Annotated in this window: 16 protein-coding genes; 1 reads left to right on the top strand and 15 read right to left on the bottom strand. The window is 70.3% G+C overall.

The features are described from left to right. Positions 1-63: 63 nt before the first annotated feature. The 10 genes from ACQSSQ_RS21110 to ACQSSQ_RS21155 all read right to left on the bottom strand — a co-directional run bounded on the left by ACQSSQ_RS21110 (position 64) and on the right by ACQSSQ_RS21155 (position 11,180). On the bottom strand, positions 64-1,275 hold the full coding sequence (locus ACQSSQ_RS21110) for an ABC transporter substrate-binding protein (protein ID WP_431329108.1): 1,212 nt from the start codon (positions 1,273-1,275) through the stop codon (positions 64-66). Continuing rightward, positions 1,272-2,216, bottom strand: coding sequence for an enoyl-CoA hydratase (locus ACQSSQ_RS21115; protein ID WP_431329109.1), 945 nt, complete (start codon positions 2,214-2,216; stop codon positions 1,272-1,274). The genes ACQSSQ_RS21110 and ACQSSQ_RS21115 overlap by 4 nt, the downstream gene beginning before the upstream one ends. A 14-nt stretch (positions 2,217-2,230) precedes the next feature. After that, complete coding sequence (locus ACQSSQ_RS21120) at positions 2,231-3,265, bottom strand: branched-chain amino acid ABC transporter permease (RefSeq protein WP_431329110.1); 1,035 nt, start codon at positions 3,263-3,265, stop codon at positions 2,231-2,233. After that, a complete protein-coding gene (locus ACQSSQ_RS21125; protein ID WP_431329111.1) occupies positions 3,262-4,158 on the bottom strand; it encodes a branched-chain amino acid ABC transporter permease in 897 nt (298 codons plus the stop codon). Before ACQSSQ_RS21125 ends, ACQSSQ_RS21120 begins: the two co-directional genes overlap by 4 nt. Continuing rightward, the gene (locus ACQSSQ_RS21130; RefSeq protein ID WP_431329112.1) at positions 4,158-4,889 is read right to left on the bottom strand and encodes an ABC transporter ATP-binding protein; all 732 of its coding nucleotides are present in this window, start codon (positions 4,887-4,889) and stop codon (positions 4,158-4,160) included. Before ACQSSQ_RS21130 ends, ACQSSQ_RS21125 begins: the two co-directional genes overlap by 1 nt. After that, positions 4,886-5,653 (bottom strand): ABC transporter ATP-binding protein, encoded by a 768-nt coding sequence (locus ACQSSQ_RS21135; RefSeq protein WP_431329113.1) that lies wholly within the window; start codon positions 5,651-5,653, stop codon positions 4,886-4,888. The genes ACQSSQ_RS21130 and ACQSSQ_RS21135 overlap by 4 nt, the downstream gene beginning before the upstream one ends. Before the next feature lie 201 nt (positions 5,654-5,854). Beyond that, complete coding sequence (locus ACQSSQ_RS21140) at positions 5,855-7,420, bottom strand: class I adenylate-forming enzyme family protein (RefSeq protein WP_431329114.1); 1,566 nt, start codon at positions 7,418-7,420, stop codon at positions 5,855-5,857. A gap of 14 nt (positions 7,421-7,434) precedes the next feature. Further along, entirely contained in the window at positions 7,435-8,592 is a 1,158-nt protein-coding gene (locus ACQSSQ_RS21145; protein ID WP_431329115.1) for an acyl-CoA dehydrogenase family protein, read from the bottom strand. Then, on the bottom strand, positions 8,589-9,839 hold the full coding sequence (locus ACQSSQ_RS21150) for an acyl-CoA dehydrogenase family protein (RefSeq protein ID WP_431329116.1): 1,251 nt from the start codon (positions 9,837-9,839) through the stop codon (positions 8,589-8,591). The genes ACQSSQ_RS21145 and ACQSSQ_RS21150 overlap by 4 nt, the downstream gene beginning before the upstream one ends. A 168-nt stretch (positions 9,840-10,007) precedes the next feature. Further along, a complete protein-coding gene (locus ACQSSQ_RS21155) occupies positions 10,008-11,180 on the bottom strand; it encodes an ABC transporter substrate-binding protein (protein WP_431329117.1) in 1,173 nt (390 codons plus the stop codon). A 204-nt stretch (positions 11,181-11,384) separates the two neighbouring features. On the opposite strand from ACQSSQ_RS21155, the gene ACQSSQ_RS21160 reads away from it, so the two are divergent. Then, complete coding sequence (locus tag ACQSSQ_RS21160) at positions 11,385-12,914, top strand: class I adenylate-forming enzyme family protein (RefSeq protein WP_431329118.1); 1,530 nt, start codon at positions 11,385-11,387, stop codon at positions 12,912-12,914. A gap of 24 nt (positions 12,915-12,938) precedes the next feature. Here ACQSSQ_RS21160 and ACQSSQ_RS21165 read toward each other — a convergent pair whose 3' ends face one another. The 5 genes from ACQSSQ_RS21165 to ACQSSQ_RS21185 all read right to left on the bottom strand — a co-directional run bounded on the left by ACQSSQ_RS21165 (position 12,939) and on the right by ACQSSQ_RS21185 (position 17,648). Beyond that, positions 12,939-13,862, bottom strand: coding sequence for a hydroxymethylglutaryl-CoA lyase (locus ACQSSQ_RS21165; RefSeq protein ID WP_431329119.1), 924 nt, complete (start codon positions 13,860-13,862; stop codon positions 12,939-12,941). 3 nt (positions 13,863-13,865) lie between these two features. Continuing rightward, positions 13,866-14,492 (bottom strand): TetR/AcrR family transcriptional regulator, encoded by a 627-nt coding sequence (locus ACQSSQ_RS21170; RefSeq protein ID WP_431329120.1) that lies wholly within the window; start codon positions 14,490-14,492, stop codon positions 13,866-13,868. A gap of 142 nt (positions 14,493-14,634) precedes the next feature. Next, on the bottom strand, positions 14,635-15,585 hold the full coding sequence (locus ACQSSQ_RS21175) for a helix-turn-helix domain-containing protein (RefSeq protein WP_431329121.1): 951 nt from the start codon (positions 15,583-15,585) through the stop codon (positions 14,635-14,637). A 27-nt stretch (positions 15,586-15,612) separates the two neighbouring features. Continuing rightward, positions 15,613-16,614 (bottom strand): lysylphosphatidylglycerol synthase domain-containing protein, encoded by a 1,002-nt coding sequence (locus ACQSSQ_RS21180; protein WP_431329122.1) that lies wholly within the window; start codon positions 16,612-16,614, stop codon positions 15,613-15,615. Continuing rightward, entirely contained in the window at positions 16,611-17,648 is a 1,038-nt protein-coding gene (locus tag ACQSSQ_RS21185) for a lysylphosphatidylglycerol synthase domain-containing protein (RefSeq protein ID WP_431329123.1), read from the bottom strand. Before ACQSSQ_RS21185 ends, ACQSSQ_RS21180 begins: the two co-directional genes overlap by 4 nt. Between the last annotated feature and the right edge of the window lie 99 nt (positions 17,649-17,747).

A 17,747-nucleotide genomic window follows, 5' to 3' on the forward strand; every position in this document is an offset into this window, starting at 1 on the left:
AACGAGGGGTGCAGCAGCCGGAGGCCCGGCCGCTGCACCCCTCGTCGGTGTGCGGGGTCAGCGCTACTTCAGCGGGTTGACCACGGGAGGCTCGAGCTGCTCGGCGGTGAACGACTCGAGGCGCTCGACACCCCATGCCCCGTCCTTCTTCACGAGACGGACCGTGAACTGGGGAACCGTGACCTGGTTGTCCTCGGCGCGGATGAGGACCTCACCCGCGGGACCCTCGAACGAGTAGCCCTGCAACGCGCCGGCCATCGCGTCGGTGTCCGTCCCGCCCTCCTCGATCGCGCGCACGACCATCTGGCCGGCGTGCCACCCGACGGCATCGTCGTACTCGATCGTGTGGTCGTGCTCCTCCGAGAAGGCCTGGAGCGCCGTGTCGGCCTCGTTGCCCGTCGCCCCGGCGAAGTAGGAGAGGTAGAACGTCGAGCTCGCGACGCTGTCGCCCAGTGCCTCGCCCACGGGCGCCCAGCCCTCCTGCAGGAGGAGCGGCTTGAAGAACTGCGCATCGTCCAGCAGGCCCTGGCTGTCGAGCGAGCCGAGCAGCTGGTTGAAGCCCTTGCCCGCCCACGTCGTGGTGATGAAGTCCGGCGCGTCCTTCTCGACCTTGAGCATCGTCGGCGTGAAGTCCGTCGTGCTGACAGGCAGGAGGTACGACGCGACGTCGACGCCCATGGGTTCGAGCTGCGCCTTCATCGCGGCCGCCATCGTCTGCCCGAACGCGTAGTCCTGGTCGATCGTCACGAGAGTCTTGCCGTCGACGTCGCCCCCCATGATCTCGGGGATGATCATCTGACCCGCGGGCGACGAGCCGGCGGTTCCGAAGACCTTCTTGTCCATCCCGACGAAGGCCGTGGTCCCCGCCGTACCGCCGATGAACAGCGCGTTGTTCTGGACCGCCTGCTCGGCGACGCCGACGGCGACGGCCGAGTCCGTGGTCCCGGCGAGGATCGTCGCACCCTGACCGAGGAACTCCTTCGCCTTCGCCGTGCCCACCGCGACGTCACCGGTGTCGTCGCCCACGAGGATCTTGATCTTGTGACCGTCGACGGTCATCGTGCCGTCGGTCAGGTGGTCGAGTGCGGCGCGGAACCCGTTCTCGAAGTCCTTCGCCTGGGTCGCGAACACGCCGGTCTGGGAGACGACGATGCCCACCGTCACCGTGTCGCCGCTCTCCCCCTCGTCCGAACCGCCTCCGCCGCAGGCGCTGAGCGCCAGGCAGGCCGCCGCAGCGCCCACCAGGAAGCGCCCCGCGTGTGTGTGAGTCTTCATTCTCGTGTGCCTTCCTCGTGGGTGAGAGTTGCCGGCCCGTCGCCGTTCGCGTCGGTCGGGAGGGATTCCTTGCGCTCGAGGACCCGGTTCCAGCTCGCAGCCTCGGAGGCCTCGGGCGGACGGACGAGGGCCCGGCCGTCTGTCGCCACCGCCCAGCGGGCGTGGTTGAGCTGGTGCAACGTGAACGCGGACTGCAGCGAGTTGTAGAAGCCCTGGTTGTCCTGCGTCTGGTTGACCGACTCCTTGATCATCAGCGCCGCCGCGGTGTCGACCTGCGCGATCCGCCGCGCGAGCTCGAGGGTGCGCTCCTCGAGCGTGCCCTCGGGGAAGACCTTGCTGACCATGCCGAGCCGGTGCGCCTCGTCGACCGAGAGCGAGTCACCGGTGAGCAGGAGCTCCTTGGCACGGCGCGGCCCGAACTCCCACGGGTGGGCGAAGTACTCGACGCCGCACATGCCGAGGCGGGTCCCGACGACGTCGGCGAACACCGCGGTCTCGTCGGCGACGATGAGGTCGCAGGCCCACATCAGCATCAGCCCGGCGGAGTAGACCGGCCCGTGGACGGACGCGATCGTGATCTTGCGCAGGTCTCGCCATCGCCGGGTGTTGGTGAAGAAGTAGTGCCACTCCTGCATCCAGGTCTTCTCGACGCCGTCCCGCGTGCCGCCGTGACCCAGATACGTGGGGTGGAGGGTCGGGCCCGGGGTCATCTCGTCGATGAGCTCCTGGCTGCCCATGTCGTGACCTGACGAGAACGCTTTGCCGGCCCCGCGCAGGATCACCACGCGCACCGTGTCGTCCTGCTCCGCGCGCTCGAAGGCGTCGCCGAGCTCGACGAGCAGTCCCCGGTGCTGCGCGTTGCGCTGGCGGGGGCGGTCCAAGGTGATCGTGGCGACGGTCCCGTCGTCCTCGGTCGCGTACTGGATGTGTCGGTAGTCCATGGAGCCTTCCTGGTTCATCGGGACTCGGCCCGGTTCCGGAGCTTGGCGAACATCCCGGCGATCCCGCCGGGCAAGAAGAAGATGAGGGCGATGAACGCGACCCCGAGGAGCAGCTGCGGCTCGGAGAGCGGGATCCGCACCGCCTCCGGCAGACCCGCGACACCCTCGGACGCGGCAAGGACCGGCAGGCGCTGCTCGAGGAAGACATAGATCGTGGCACCGAGCACCGCTCCCCACACCCGGCCACGTCCGCCGATCACCACCATCACGATGAGGCTGAGCGAGAACATCAGACCGGTCATGTGGGGCACCGCACCGCCAAGGACGATCACGTACGCGACGCCGCAGGCGCCGGCGAGGAACGCGCTGAGCCCGGTGCTGACGAGCTTGTACGCGTAGGTGTTGATGCCCATGACGTTGACTCGCAGGTCGTTCTCACGGATCGCCTGCCACATCCGGCCGAGGCGCGTGGACGTCGCCCAGACCGCCACCGCGACCACGATCACGAGGGTGGCCAGCGCCAGCCAGTAGATGTTGCGGGTGTTGACGATGCCGATGAGCTGCTCGGGCATCTTCTGGTACGGGAGCGTCAGGCCCTCCTCACCTCCCGTGCCCCAGTAGTTCCTGCCGATCCCGATGCTCACGAGTTCGGCGAACGCCAGCGTGACCATCGCGAAGGACAGCCCTGCGACCCGCAGTGCTACCGAGTTCACCAGGAGTCCCCCGACGGTCGCCGCTGCCAGCCCGACCACGACCGCCGCACCGAACCCGAGGTCGGTGTGGACGAGCGCCATCACGAAGCCGTAGCCGCCGAGGGTGAAGAAGAGCGCGTGCCCGAAAGAGATGAGGCCGGTGTAGCCGAACACCAGGTCGAACGACACCGCGAGCGCGGCAGTGACGAGGACCAGCGCCAGCACCTGGAGGCTTCCCGGGCTGTTCAGCTCGTACGGCAGGAACCCGCCGGTGGTCGCGCTGACGAAGGGGACGCACGCGAGCGCGACGACCAGGAGGGCGACGACGACCCAGGGGAGGATCCGCCTCGCGCTCATACCGCACGCCCCTCTCGTCCGAACAGCCCTTGCGGGCGGATCAGCACCGTCAGTGCCATGAGGAGCACGGCCAGCAGGTCGCCCGCGCCACCGCTGACGTAGTAGTTGGCGTACTGCTGGATCAGCCCGATCCCGAGGGCTGCCACGTACGCGCCTGGGACGGACCCGAGGCCGCCGATGATGAGGACGATGAACGCGAACAGGAGGAACGATTCCCCGGTGGCCGGCGTGATCGCCCGCAGGTAGACCCCGCTCAGGGCTCCACCGACGCCGGCCAGGAGGCCGCCGATGACGAAGACGAGCGTGAAGGAGTGCCGCACGTCGATGCCCAGCGCCCGCACCATGTTGCGGTTGTCGACACCCGCGCGGACGATCAAGCCGTGCCGCGTGCGTCGCAGGAAGAGCATGACGGCGGCGAAGACCAGCGCCGCCACGGCGACGATGAGGAACCGGTCGTTCGTGATGTTCGCGCCGAGGACCTCGGTTGTCGAGGTCAGTGCCTCCGGGAGCGGGAAGATGCGCTCCTGGTGCCCCCAGATCCCGCCGAGCAGCGCCGTGAGCACGAACCCGAGGCCGAGCGTGACGAGCACGGCGTCGAAGTGGTCGCGGGTGTAGAGCGGACGGAGGAGCGCCAGCTCCGTGACGAGGGCGAGGAGACCGCCGGCGAGGGTGGCGACGACCGTCGCGACGAGGAGGCGCCCGAGCGACGGGTCCTCCCCCGCTGCTCGCTCCATCACCAACCAGCTCGCGTACGCGCAGACCGTCAGGAACGCGCCGTGGGCGAGGCTGAGCACCTGCATGAGCCCGAAGACGAGGCTGAGTCCCGAGGCAAGCAGGAAGTAGAGGGACCCGACGCTCAGGCCGGTGAACGCAAGGACGAGCAAGGTCTCCATCAGCGACCGCCTGCGGCGGAGATGCCGACGCCGAGCGCCGCGCGGACGGTCGCGTCGTCCTCGAGGACGTCGGGCGCGTGCTGCGCCACCACGCGCCCCTCGGCCATGATCACGACGTGGTCGGCGAGGCGGCGCGCCGCGGCGATGTTCTGCTCGACCATCAGCACGGTCGATCTGCCCTTGACCTGCTCGAGAACGGCCACGACCTCGGCGACGACCTTCGGCGCCAAACCCTTCGTCGGCTCGTCGATCAGCATGAGCGGGTTGTCGTTGAGCAGTCCCCGGGCCAGAGACACCATCTGCTGCTGCCCTCCGGAGAGGGTTCCCGCGAGCTGCCGCGAGCGGGTCCGCAGCTCGGGAAAGAGGTCGAAGACGAGGTCGTAGTGGTGCGCGCTCCCCTTGCGCTCGGCGAGCGCGAGGTTCTCCGCCACCGTGAGGTCGGCGAACACGTCTCGGTCCTCGGGCACGTACGCGATACCCCGCCTCGCGATGCGCGACGTCTCGAGCCCGTCGACGCGCTCACCGGCGTACCGGATCGCGCCGGTCCTGTCGACGAGGCCGAGCACCGCCCGCAGCGTCGTCGTCTTGCCCACGCCGTTGCGGCCGATGATGACGGTGACGTCGCCGGCGGGGACGTCGAGGGTGACCCCCTGCAGGATGTGCGAGACGCCGATCGACGCGTGGACGTCGCGGAGCTCGAGCAGGGACTCGGCCTGCGCGGGGTCGGTCACAGCAGCTCTCCCACGTATGCGGTCTGGACCCGTTCGTCGGACGTGACGACTCCGGGCTCGTCGACGGCCAGCAGCTCGCCCTTGTGCATGACGGCGACGCGCTGGGCCAGTCCGAGCACGACCTCGAGATGGTGCTCGACCATCAGGAACGTCGCGCCCGTCTCGCGGTGCAGCGCGCGGATCAGCTCGGTGAGCGCGTCGACGTCCTCGGTGTTCACGCCTGCCATCGGCTCGTCGAGGAGGACGAACGGCGCACGCGCGGCGACGACGATCGCCAGCTCGAGCTTGCGGCGGTCGCCGTGCGAGAGCGCCCCGGCCGGACGGTCCGCGGCTGCGGCGAGCCCGACCCGTTCGAGCGCGTCGCGCGCCTCGGCGAGCGTCGGGTCCTTCGCTGTGAGGACGCGGAGGAGGCCAGCGCCCTTGACCCTACGGGCCTGGGCCATCAGACGGACGTTCTCCAGCGCGCTGAGCCCGAGCAGCAGGTACGACGTCTGAAAGGTCCTCGACAAGCCCAGCCGTGCGCGCCGGTGCGGAGAGAGCCGGGTGATGTCGGTGTCGCCGAGCAGGATGCGGCCGCCGGTGCTGCGGACCGTCCCGCTGAGCAGGTTGAGCAGGGTCGTCTTGCCCGCGCCGTTCGGCCCGATGATGCCCAGGAACTGGCCCGCCGGGACCGTCAGCGAGACGTCCTCGACGATCCTGGCACCTCCCACGCGGAAGGTCAGCCCCTCCGTCGTCAGGGTGGTCGGCCCTCGGTGAGTTGTCATCTGCGCACACCCTGCAGGTCGGCTTGAGGCACGGGGCCACGGATGTGAGGAGCCTAATACGTACGATCACGGGACGCAATAGCGTTGCTGTCTACGCTCCCTGAATAGCAATCGAGCGCGCACATACGAAGTGCGCCTCAGAAGTCTCCTGAGACGCACTTCGTACGAAATATCCGGCGCTGGGTACGGCGCCGGTCGCGATCAGCCGATCTCGCCGGCCTCGATCCGCCGCAGCAGCTCACGCTTGTCCGGCTTGGTGGTCGGCAGCAACGGAACGTCGTCGACGACGATCCAGCGCTTGGGGATCTTGTACGGCGACAGCTCCGTGCGGAGGTGGGCCGCGACCTTCTCGGGATCGAACGTCTCGGGGTCCTGCGGGACCACGGCCGCCACCACCTCTTGTCCCAGCTCTCCGTCGCCCACCCCGACCACGAAGCAGTGCCGCACATCGGGGTGCTCGTCGATGACGGCCTCCACCTCTTTCGGGGAGACGTTGGCGCCCGAGGTCTTGATCAGCTCGGTGAACCGCCCGGCGAAGTAGACGGCGGGATCGTCCTCGCGCAGGAACACCCGGTCTCCGGTGTGCAACCATCCGTCGACGTCGACGACCTCCCAGTCCTCGCGCTTGTTGTAGCCGAGCATGAAGCCCGGCCCGCGGACCAGCAGCTCGCCCTCCTCGCCGATCGGCACCTCCTTGCCGTCCTCGTCCACGACGAGGATGTCGGTCGTCAGGAAGCTGCCCCCCGTCTCGGTCATGCTGCGATGGCGGGGCACGGTGTCCGGCGCGCCCATGAGCGCGAGGTCAGCGGGCCCCTCGAGCAGGGTCGGAGCGCTGGACAGGTCGCGCCTCGCGAAGTCGGGATGCAGCCGCATCCGCTGCGTGAACGTCGGCCACCCGGCGACCGAGGTCCCTCGTTCCCGCTCGATCAGCTCGAGGGCGCCGCCGGGCTCGAGTCGCGCCATCACGAGCAGCGCGACCGGGGCGTGGAGCGTGCCCGTCACGCCCAGGATCCCGCCGATCCAGAAGAACGGCATGGCGCAGAAGTACTTGGGCTCCAGTCCGTCCGGCGCCACCTCCCGCATGATCGGCGCGATGATCGCCGACTGCCGCATCAGCACCGCGTGGGAGTGGACCACGCCCTTCGGGTCGGCGGTCGTCCCGGACGTGTGGATGATGATCGCCGGGTCCGCCGGCGTCACCTCCGCCTCGACCGCGGCGAGGATCTCCGGGCCGACGTCTGAATCGTTCGTCTCATCGCGGAGCCCGAACGGCACCGCCCATGCTGGGACGTCATCGGTGCCGTCGAGCCAGACGCGTCGCAGGTACGGCGCATCCACGAGGCCCAGCTCCGGCCCGGCGTGTGCGGCGAGCCCGGGCAGAGCCTCCTCGAGGAAGGCCGGTACGTCGACCTTGAGGACGGTCGCGGGCGCCAGCAAGACGTCGACGTCGCCGAGACGCAGCACCTTCCTGAGCTCACCAGGGGCGTACAACGTGCTGAGCGGAAGGACGACGGCACCGATCCGCGATGCCGCCAGCCACGCGACGACCCAGTCGGTCCCGTTGGGGTAGAACAGCCCTACCCGGGTTCCTTTGCCGACGCCGCGGGCCAGCATCCGGCGGGCCAGACTCGCCGACGCGGCCTCCGCGTCGGCGTAGGTCAGCCGGTCCTCGAGGGTCACGACGTAGTCACGTCCCCCGAACTCGTCGGCAGCGCGCCGGACGGCGTCTCCGATCGTCGGGCGGAAGCCGATGTCGACGGGTTCCATGGGTTCCTCCTGTGTCACGCGGTCGCACCCAGCATCAGCGCGGCGACCTTGTCTCGGTGGTGCTCGGGAGTCCCGAACCACTGGCGACTCACCGTCGCCCGCTTGAAGTAGAGGTGCGCGTCGTGGTCCCACGTGAAGCCGATGCCGCCGTGCACCTGGATGGTGGCACCCGCCGCCTCGAGTGCCGCCTCCGACCCGACTGCCTGGCAGAGGTGCGCGAGCAGCGGAACCTGCTCGGGGTCGTCGTCCAGAGCACGCGCCGCATGACGCACCGAGGCCCGGAGCCCCTCGATCTCCACGTATCGGTCGGCCAGGAGGTGCTTGATCGCCTGGAACGACCCGATCGGCCGCCCGAACTGCACCCGCTGGGTGGCGTGGTCGACGGCCATCTCGAGTGCACGCGCGGCGACACCGAGCTGCTCTGCGCCGAGCGCCACGGCTGCCCGCCGGAACGACGCGTCCAGGATGTCCCGCCCGCGACCGAGCGCGCCCACGAGCTCCGCAGGAGCGTCCACGAACCGCAGGACCGCCACCGGGCGCGTGGGATCGAGGGTCGCACCGGCCTCGCGTCGTACCGTCTCGTCCGTCAGGTCCACGGCGAGCAGTCCCGGGCCATCCTCGGTGCCGGCCAGGACGAGCACGACGTCGGCGCAGTCACCGTCGACCACCCACGGCTTCGTCCCCGTGATCCGCCACTGCGCCCCGTTCCACACGGCCGTCGTCTCGATCGCCTGGAGGTCCCAGTCGTGCGGGCGCTCCGCAGCCGCGACCGTCGCGACGAGGTCGCCGCGCGCGATCGGCGGCAGCCACCGGCGGCACGCGTCCTCGTCGTCGGCCGCCAGGAGGGCGGCCACCGTGAGGACAGCCGTCGAGATCATCGGCAGCGGAGCGAGCGAACGCCCGAGCTCCTCCATCACGACCGCCTCGTACGTCGAAGGTGCACCCTGACCGCCGTACTGCTCGGGAACGCACAACCCGGCGACGCCGAGCTCGCCGCACAGGTGTCTCCACAAGGCCCGACGCTGCGTCGCGTCGCCCACGTCCTCCCCGTCCACCACCAGCTCACGGACGCGGCTCACCGGAAGCCGCTGCTCGAGGTAGGCCCGCAGGCTGCGCCGGAAGTCGCGGTGGTCCTGGTCCTCGACCTGCGCAAGGTCTGCCATCCTGCTCATGCACGGACTCCGCCCGGACGCGGCTCGCGTGGCAGGCCGAGGACCTGCTCGCCGAGCGTGCTGCGTTGGATCTGGCTCGATCCGCCGTAGATCACGGCCGCTCGCGAACGCAGGTACGCCGCCTGCCACGCCGCTGACGAGTTCGGGGTGCCCACCGGGTCGGGGCCGAGAACGGTGGCCGAGGCAGGCCCGGTCGTGACGGTTCCCGCCATCCCCAGGAGGTCCATCGCGAGGTTCGTCAGCTGCAGGTCGAAGGTCGTCTCGAACAGCTTGAACACCGAGGACTCCGGCCCGGGCGCCGCACCTGCCGCCGCCTGCTCCCGGGCTTGCAGCGACATCATGCGCATCATCTCGATCTTGATCCGGCACTCGGCCAGGCGGCGCCGGATCCCCAGATCGGCGTTGAGGCCCTGCGTCCGCGCGAGCTCGACGAGCCGCTCGAGCTCGGCGCGGTAGTGCAGGTGTGCGACGCCGAGCGACGACCTCTCCAGACCGAGCAGGCTCAGCGCGACCTGCGCCCCCCGACCGGGCGCCCCGACGACGTTGGCGGCAGCCGTCCGCGCACCGTCGAATCGCACCTCCGCGAACTCGGTCTCGCCGGTCATCGTGCGGAGGGGGCTGACCACGACACCGGGCTGGTCGAGCGGGACGAGGAGGAACGAGAGCGCGTCGCGGTTGCGGGCTTCCTGGTCGGTGCGCGCGAGCAGGAAGATCCAGTTCGCGTGGTGTCCCTGGGTCTGCCAGACCTTGTGACCGTCGACCACCCAGTCGTCGCCGTCGCGGACCGCCCGCGTCCGCAGGTTGAACAGGTCGCTGCCCGCCTCGGGCTCCGAGAATCCCTGGGCCCATCGGTGCTCGCCCGCGACGAGCCTCGGCAGCAGCTCCCGCTTCTGCTCGGGTGTGCCCCACAGGAGCACGATCGGTCCGAGGAGCGCCATCCCGATCGGGTCGGTCGGCAGGGGCCAGAGCGGAGCGCCCACGCGGGCGAGCTCCTCGTCGAGGACGATCCGCTTCGCCTCGGACAGCCCTGCACCGCCGTACTCGACCGGCCACTCGGGGGCGAGGTAGCCGGTGCGGACGAGAGCCTCGCGCCAGGGGCCGAGGAAACGTTCGCGCGCCGTCGGTTCGAGCGCCGCCACGCCGCGGAAGTCCTCGGGAAGGGCCTCCGCGAGGAAGGAGCGGACCTGCTCCCGGAACTCCTCGAGACCTCCCTCCGCGGCGGCGGTGGACACGGCCTGTGTCGTCAAGGTCCCTCCTGGCTCATGGGGCGAGGCCGTGACGAAGGCCTCGCCCGCAGACTATTACGTACGCTGGCCGTCCGCAATAGGCTCGATCCTACGCACGCTCGCCGGCAGCCCGACGAGCCGGGCACGCCCGACGGAAGCTCGGACGCACCCGGCTCGCGTGGGCGCAGATCAGTCGGCGTCGAAGGTGCTGACCTTCTCGTACTTCGGACCGACGACCTTGTAGAGGTACCAGTCCGGGAACGGATAGTGCCCGTCCTTGTACGAGAACCCCGAAACCAGCCCCTCGAGGTCGAAGTCCTCCGTGCTCAGGACCTCCGCGAGGTCCTCACCCCCACACGGGTAGCCGCACGAGCCGAGCGCCTGCCCGAAGGCGTTCGCCGTGATGTAGGCCATCGCCGTGTAGCCGGCATTGAGCGTCACCGCGTCGACCGTGTCGAGCGACGGCGAGATCGCCTCGATGTAGTCGGCGGCTGCGCCGGTCGCGTTGTCCGGGTCGACGAGCTCGTACGCTGTCATCGCGTAGACGTTCTCGTCGGTCGACTCCTCCAGCGAGGTCAGGTTGCCGGTGCCGTCGGCCCAGACGACCGGGACGTCGAGCCCGGCTGAGCGGACCGCCTTGAGCACCGCGAGGAACCCGGGGCCGAAATTGCTCACGATGATGACGTCCGGCTTGGCGGCCACCACCTTCGCGACCTGCGGGGAGACGTCCGTCGCAGCGAGGTCGAGCTCCTGAGAGGTCACGAGGTCCACCCCTGCACCCTCGGCCTGCTCCTTCACGGCATCGGCGAGCGCCAGGACGGTCAGGGTGTTGAGGTGCACGAGCGCCGCCTTCGGGTCTTCCTTCCCGCTGACCTCCTTCGCGGCGCCGAGCAGCGCGCCGGCCATCCGGGTGCTGTTCGGTCCGAGGTTGTAGACGTAGTCGTTCGGCTCGGCGACCGACAGGCAGGCGAGCGGCACCTTGTAGCGCTCCACGACAGGGGTGGCGGCCGAGCAGTTGGCGCTCAGGACGAACCCGAAGATCGCATTGACCTGGTCGGAGGTCGCCAGCTGGGTGGCGTTCGTCGCCGACCGGGACGAGTCGCCGGCGTTGTCGAGCGACGTGACCTCGATCTTGTGGCCGTCGATCCCGCCGTCGGCGTTCGCCTGGTCGACGTAGGCCTGGACGCCCGCCTGGAGCGACTCCCCGTAGAAGGCGACCGGGCCGGACAACTCGGCGTTGATCCCCCACTTGTACGGGCCGTCGGCATCTCCCTGCGCGGCGCCGCCGCCGTCGCCGCCCCCGCACCCCGCGACAGCCGCGGCGAGCACGAACGAGGCCACCACGGCCGTCACTCGTGTCACGTGCATTGATCTCATGACCTCTCCCTGATGGTTCCGCCGCACTTATTAATTTCGACGTCGGTGTCAAAGTAGGTGTGGCTCACGTCACTGTCAAGCCGTTTGAGACGGAAGTGCTGGAACGGCGCACAGATTGCTCCGGGCTATTGTGTCCGCACTTCGTACGTAATAGCCTGCGGAAAAATCTCAGCACAGGCGGTGGGGTTCATGACCTTCGACTACTCCGACATCCTCGACGACACGGCCGAGCGATCACCGGACCGCGTCGGACTGCTCGCCGGCGACTGGCAGATCACCTACGCCGAGATCCGCGGGGCAGCGAACGCGATCGCAGCGGCGTTGCACGCCCGCGGGGTACGCCCGGGCGACCGGGTCGCGCTCTGCCTGGGCAACCAGCCGGAGTGGGTCTTCGTCTTCTTCGCCCTGTGCCGCCTGCGGGCCAGCGCCGTCATGCTGCCGAGCGCCTGGCGTGCGGCAGAGATCCGGCACGCGTTCGAGCTCACCCGGCCCAGCGCCGTGGTGGCCAGTCGCACCGTCGCCCCGATCTTCGACGAGGTCGAGCGCCCGGGACTCTCGGTGGTGGCCGGCCCGGGCGACACCCTCGAGGGCTGGATCGAGATCGCCGACCTGCTCTCTGAATCGGCGCCTGCGCTCCCGGCCGAGGTCCTGGACCTCGATCCGAGCGACCGGGAGCTCGCCCTGCCGTTCAGCTCCGGGACGACCGGGATGCCGAAGGCGGTCCGCCACACCCATCGCAGCCTCGTCGTCGCGACCCACCAGTGGCGCGAGTCCCTGGACATCACTGAGGACGACCGTCTCCAGGCCCTCACCCCGCTCGCGCACATCCTCGGGATCGTCAACATCGGCGCCACGTTCGTCGGCGAGGCGACGATCCGCCTCTTCCCCAAGTTCACCCCGCGGAGCATGGTCGAGAGCTTCCAGGACGACCGCATCACGATCGGCATGACCGTTGCCCCGATCGCGGCAGCGCTTGCCGCGATGCCTGACCTCGAGGAGTTCGACCTCTCCTCCCTGCGCTACCTGAACTGGTCAGCCACCCCGGTCAACCGCGACATCGCCGAGCAGGTGAGCTCGCGGATCGGCGTGAGCTGGCTCCCGGCGTACGGGACGACAGAGGTGCCGATCATCGCCGTCAACCCTGTGGCGTCCTTGCCCGACGGTCGACTCGACTCCGTCGGCCTTCCCCCGTCGGAGGTCGACGTCGAGACTGTCGACGTCGTCACCCACGAGTTCCTCCCACGCGGCAGCACCGGCGAGATCGTGGTGCGTAGTCCCGCACGCATGAAGGGTTACCTGCCCGAAGGCGACTCCCCCTTCCTCGACGGCGACTGGTACCGCACTGGCGACATCGGCCACGTCGAGCCCGAGGGATGGGTCGTCGTCACCGACCGGGTCAAGGACATCATCCGGGTGTCCGGCACTCAGGTCTCGCCCGTCGAGGTCGAGCGCGTCCTCGTCTCTGCGCCCCAGGTTGCCGACTGCGCGGTGTTCGGGGTCCCCGACGAGCGACGCGGAGAGCGTCCGGCCGCCGCCGTCGTGGTCGCCGACGGCGTGGAGACCGATGCCGAGGAGCTGATCGCGTGGGTCGCCGACCGCCTCGCGCCGTACAAACGTCTGCGCGACGTCTACTTCGTCGACGAGATCCCGCGGACGCCGTCCGGAAAGATCCAGCGACGCCACCTGGTCGGACGGCTCGTCACCGGCGCGACACCGTAGGGCGGTGACGTAAACCGGCGGCACTCATCCCGTCAGCGCGGCGACCACTCGTCCGACCGGCGGCCGTCGGAGCTGCGTGGCCATCCACTGCGACGTCGCGACGAGGAGATCCAGGTCCACGCCGGTCTCGATGCCCAGACCGTGGAGCATCCAGACGAGGTCCTCTGTGGCGAGGTTGCCGGTGGCGCTCTCGGCGTACGGGCAGCCTCCGAGCCCGCCCGCACTCGCGTCGAACGTCGTCACACCGTGCCGGAGCGCGGCGTACGCGTTGGCGAGGGCCTGGCCGTAGGTGTCGTGGAAGTGCATCGCGAGGATGTCGTCCGGCAGTCCCGCGGCGTTGAACGCGTCGAGCAGCGCGACGACCTGGCCAGGCGTCCCGGTCCCGATCGTGTCGCCGAGGCTGAGCTGATCGATGCCGAGATCGGCGAAGCGCCGCCCGACGGCTACCACCTGGTCGCGCGGCACGGGCCCCTCCCACGGATCGCCGAAGCACATGGACACGTACGCGCGCACGGCGATCCCCGCGTCGACGGCAGCACGGACGACGGGCTCGAACATGGCGAACTGGTCGTCGAGCCCACGGTTGAGGTTGCGCCGCGCAAACGTCTCGGTCGCCGAGCCGAACACGGCGACGTGCCGGACGCCGAGCGCGATCGCACGCTCGAGGCCACGCTGGTTCGGGACGAGCACAGGGAGCGAGGGGGCGTCGTCGACGAGGGCACCCATCACCTCCTCCGCGTCTGCGAGCTGGGGAACCCAGCGCGGGTGCACGAAGCTCGTCGCTTCGACGATCGGCAGTCCGGCGGCTCGAAGCCGGCGGACGAACGCGACCTTGACGTCCGCCGGCAGGGTCACGTCCTCGTTCTGGAGCCCGTCGCGCGGGCCGACCTCGTACACGGTCACCCGCGCGGGGAGAGCCGGGTCCGGGACGACGTCCGGCGTTCGCACGGGCTAGGCCTCCGTGGTGCTGCGCAGACCGCGCAGGATGACGTCCACGAGTGCGGTCGACTCGCGCTCGAACTTCTCGGAGAATCCAGGCTCGTCACGGTCGGTCGAGAACGCCCAGTGGAAGAACATGCCGCCGAGGATCAGGTCCGGCAGGATCGCCGAGGAGACCTCGCCGGTCAGCTCGCCGCGGGCGATCGCACGCCGCGTCACCTGGCGCGCGGCGCGCCCACGCGGGCCGATCACGACCTCGCGGTAGAGGCGGTCGAGCTCGGGGTTGTTGGTGCAGTCGACGAGGATCCTGCTCCCGGCCTGGGGAAGGAAGGGCGCTGAGTACCAGTCGAGCCACTGCGCGAGGTAGTCGCGGACGTCGGCCTCGAGGCTGCCCATGTCGCGCGCCGTGGGGAAGTTGGTCCGGTTGAACGCGCTGACGAGGAGCAGCTCGCGGCTGTCCCATCGCCGGTAGATCGCGGGCTTGCCGATCCCTGCGGCACGGGCCACCGCGTCGAAGGTCAGCCCGCGCCAGCCGTGCAGCGCATAGACCTCGAGCGTCGCGTTGAGGACGAGCGGCTCGACCCTCGGATCGCGTTTGCGCCCGGCCCGACGCTTGACGGCATCGGAACTGGCTGTCATCTGTCATCCCCTGTCCTGGCTCGCCTGTGCCTCGTGAGCACGATTACGGTTGCCTTGCGTACGTAATATACGCCCCTCGAGAGTCGGCGGCGAGCACTCAGACGCGGCCGGGCGCGGCAAGGGCATCAGGGGCAGCCCGCCGCTATTGCGTACGCGTCCCGTACGTCGCGCGGTACGTCGTCGGACTGACCCCCACCGCACGCACGAAGTGACGGCGCAGCGTCGTGGCCGTGCCCCACCCGCACCGGCTCGCGACCTGCTCCACCGACGCGTCCGTGCGCTCGAGGAGCTCCTGAGCGCGCAGGACGCGCTCCCGGTGGAGCCACCGCAGCGGCGTCAGGCCGGTCTCCGCACTCATCCGGCGGGCCAGCTGGCGCGAGCCGAGCCCGGCCTCGCGCGCCAGCTCGTCGACGGTGATCGGCTGGTCGAGACGTCCCCGAGCCCAGTCGAGCGCGACCCCCAGACGATCGGACCCGACCGGGCGGACGGGCGCAGCGATGAACTGCGCCTGCCCGCCGGTACGCTGTGCCGCCACGACCAGCCTCCGCGCCAGCCCGTTCGCCGCGGCGCTCCCGAGGTCGGTGCGGACCAGGTGCAGGCAGAGGTCGAGCGCCGCCGTCTTGCCGGCCGAGGTCAGGATCTGCCCGTCGTCGACGAAGAGCACGTCGGCACGCGCGCGCACGGCAGGGTAGAGGCGCTCGAGCTCGTCCACGTGCATCCAGTGGGTCGCTGCCTCGCGCCCGTCGAGCAGTCCCGCCGCGGCGACGACGAAGGCGCCGGTGCACAACGACGCGATGCGCGCTCCCCGTGCATGGGCCGTGCGCAGGGCGTCGAGCAGCGCCGGGTCCGGTGCCGCGTCGAGACGGTCCGTCGAGGGCACGACGACGAGGTCGACGTCGGCCAGCGCGTCGAAGTCGACGCTCGTCGTACGGCCCAGCCACGGCGCCGGATTGCCGTCCGGCGTCGCGACGACGAACGCGTACCAGGTCCCGTCGGCCGACAGGTCGGACCGGTCGACACCGAAGACCTCCGCGGCGATCGCCGTCTCGTAAAGCATCGCGTCGGCGTGCAGCGCCAGGCCCACGGTGATCATGTCCGAAACCGTACGGCAGGCCGCAGGTCAGACACGCGGCATCAGCCGCCCGACGACCACCGCGGCGCCGCCGAGGACGAGCGCGGCACCGATCGTCACCGTGCGCCACACGAACAGCGCCGCGACCAGGGCCCCCTCGAGCTCCGGACCCGCGTACGCGACCATGATCGCGACGGCGGAGGCGTCGAGGACCCCGATGCCGAAGATCGGGAGCAACGTCATCGGGTAGACGAGCAGGTACGCGGCGACCGCCTCGCTGGCCGGCAGCGCATCGGCACCGATCCCGACGAACCGGACGCTCAGCAGCAGGATCGCGGCGTCGCACACCAGCATCGCCATCAGCGCCGCCAGCGACCGGGGCAGGCCCGTGGACAGCCGTCCCGAGATCTGCTCGCGGAACGCGGCGGCGGCGGCCTCCCACTCCTCGGGATCCACGCTGCGCCGGACCGTACGGACGCCTCGCCCCGCCGCGTGCCCGACGCGACGCGCCGTCGTCCGGCCCCGCGCGACGAGGTAGACCGCCACGAGGATGACGGCCGCGACTGATCCTCCGGCGAGGGCTCCCGCACCGAACGACGAGTCGAACCGGTCGGTCAGCACGAGCACGAACCCGATCACCGGCGCGGACCACCGCACGGTGTTGTGGGCGACCTTCGTCATGACGACGCCGGCGACCGCTGCCGGCGGCTCGACCCCCCACCGCGAGAGCATCGTGAGGCGGATCGCGGTGTCGGCCGGGGGCGGAGCGACGACGCGCATCAGCATGGCGGCCTGGTCGCTGACGACGGCACGCGTCATGCCCAGACCGGGGACGAAGAGGGCCGTCGGGACGCCGCTCAGCACCTGACGCACGACCACGAGGCCGAGGAGCACCACCAGCTGCCACACGGTCAGCGTCGCGAGCGCGTCACCGACGTCGTCCCAGTCGACCGTGCCGACGCGACCGATGATGAACCAGCCCAGCAGCAACGAGGCGGCGAGCAGCACCAGCGTGCGGAACGACCGGAAGGTACGGCTCGAGCGGTTCATCCTGGCTCTGGGGCCGCTCGCGCGACGGGATCGGAGACCGGGCTGATCCGCCGCCAGAGCAGCACGGAGAAGGCGCCGAGCGTGAGCGGCGTCCCGATGGTGACGGCACGCCACACGATCAACGCGGCCACGAACGGAGCCTCGTACGCGATGCCGGCGTAGGCGACCATGATCGCGACCGCGGCGGCGTCGAGCGCCCCGATCCCGAAGACCGGGAGCATCGTGAGCGGGTAGGTCAGGAAGTACGCCGCGACGATCTCGACCGTCGGGATCACGTCGGACGGGACGCCGACGAACCGGACCGCCAGGACGAGCGCGGTCGCGTCGCAGACCATCATCGCGAGCAGCGCGAGGAGCGACCGCGGGAAGCCGCGCCGAAGCTTGTCGGCGATGTGCGCTCGGAAGGTCGCCACGCTCTGCGCCCACGCCTCGGGGTCGACGCTGCGACGCACCACGCGCGCCGCCCGACCGGCCGAGCGGCCGACCCACCGCGCCGCCGCCGCGCCGCTGGCGATGATCCTGATCGCGACCACGAGCGTGAGCGCGGCGAGCCCGCCGGCGAGTGCTCCGGTCGCGAACGACGAGTCGAACCGGTCGGTCAGCACGAGCACGAAGCCGATCACCGGCGCGGCCCAGCGGACGACGTAGAACGACACCGTGTTCATGACGACGCCGGCCAGCCCGCGGGACAGGTCGATCCCCCAGCCGGAGAACATCGTCATCCTGATCAGCAGGTCGGAGGGCGGTGGCGCCAGCGTGCACATGAGGATCGACGCCTGGTCGTTGACCACCGCCCGCGGAAGTCCGAGGCCCTCGATGAAGATCGCCAGCGGCCACGCGTTCAGGATCTGGCGGACCACGACGACCGCGACCAGCAGCGCCAGCTGCCACACGTTCAGCCGACCGAGCGCGCTGCCGACCGCCTGCCAGTCGACCGCCCCGACGAGCCCGATGATGATCCACCCGGCCGCCAGCGAGAGGCCGAGAAGCAGCACGGGGCGCGCGAAGCGTCGTACGTCCGCAGTAACGCCCATGACATCGTCCGATGCTCGCCGCCAACAAGGCAGGAGCGTACTCGCGATGCGGGGGTCCGCCCATTTGTGAGCGATTGCCCCCGGCGATCCCGCGATGTC

The sequence above is a fragment of the Mumia spirodelae genome, assembly GCF_050632745.1.
GTDB lineage: Bacteria > Actinomycetota > Actinomycetes > Propionibacteriales > Nocardioidaceae > Mumia.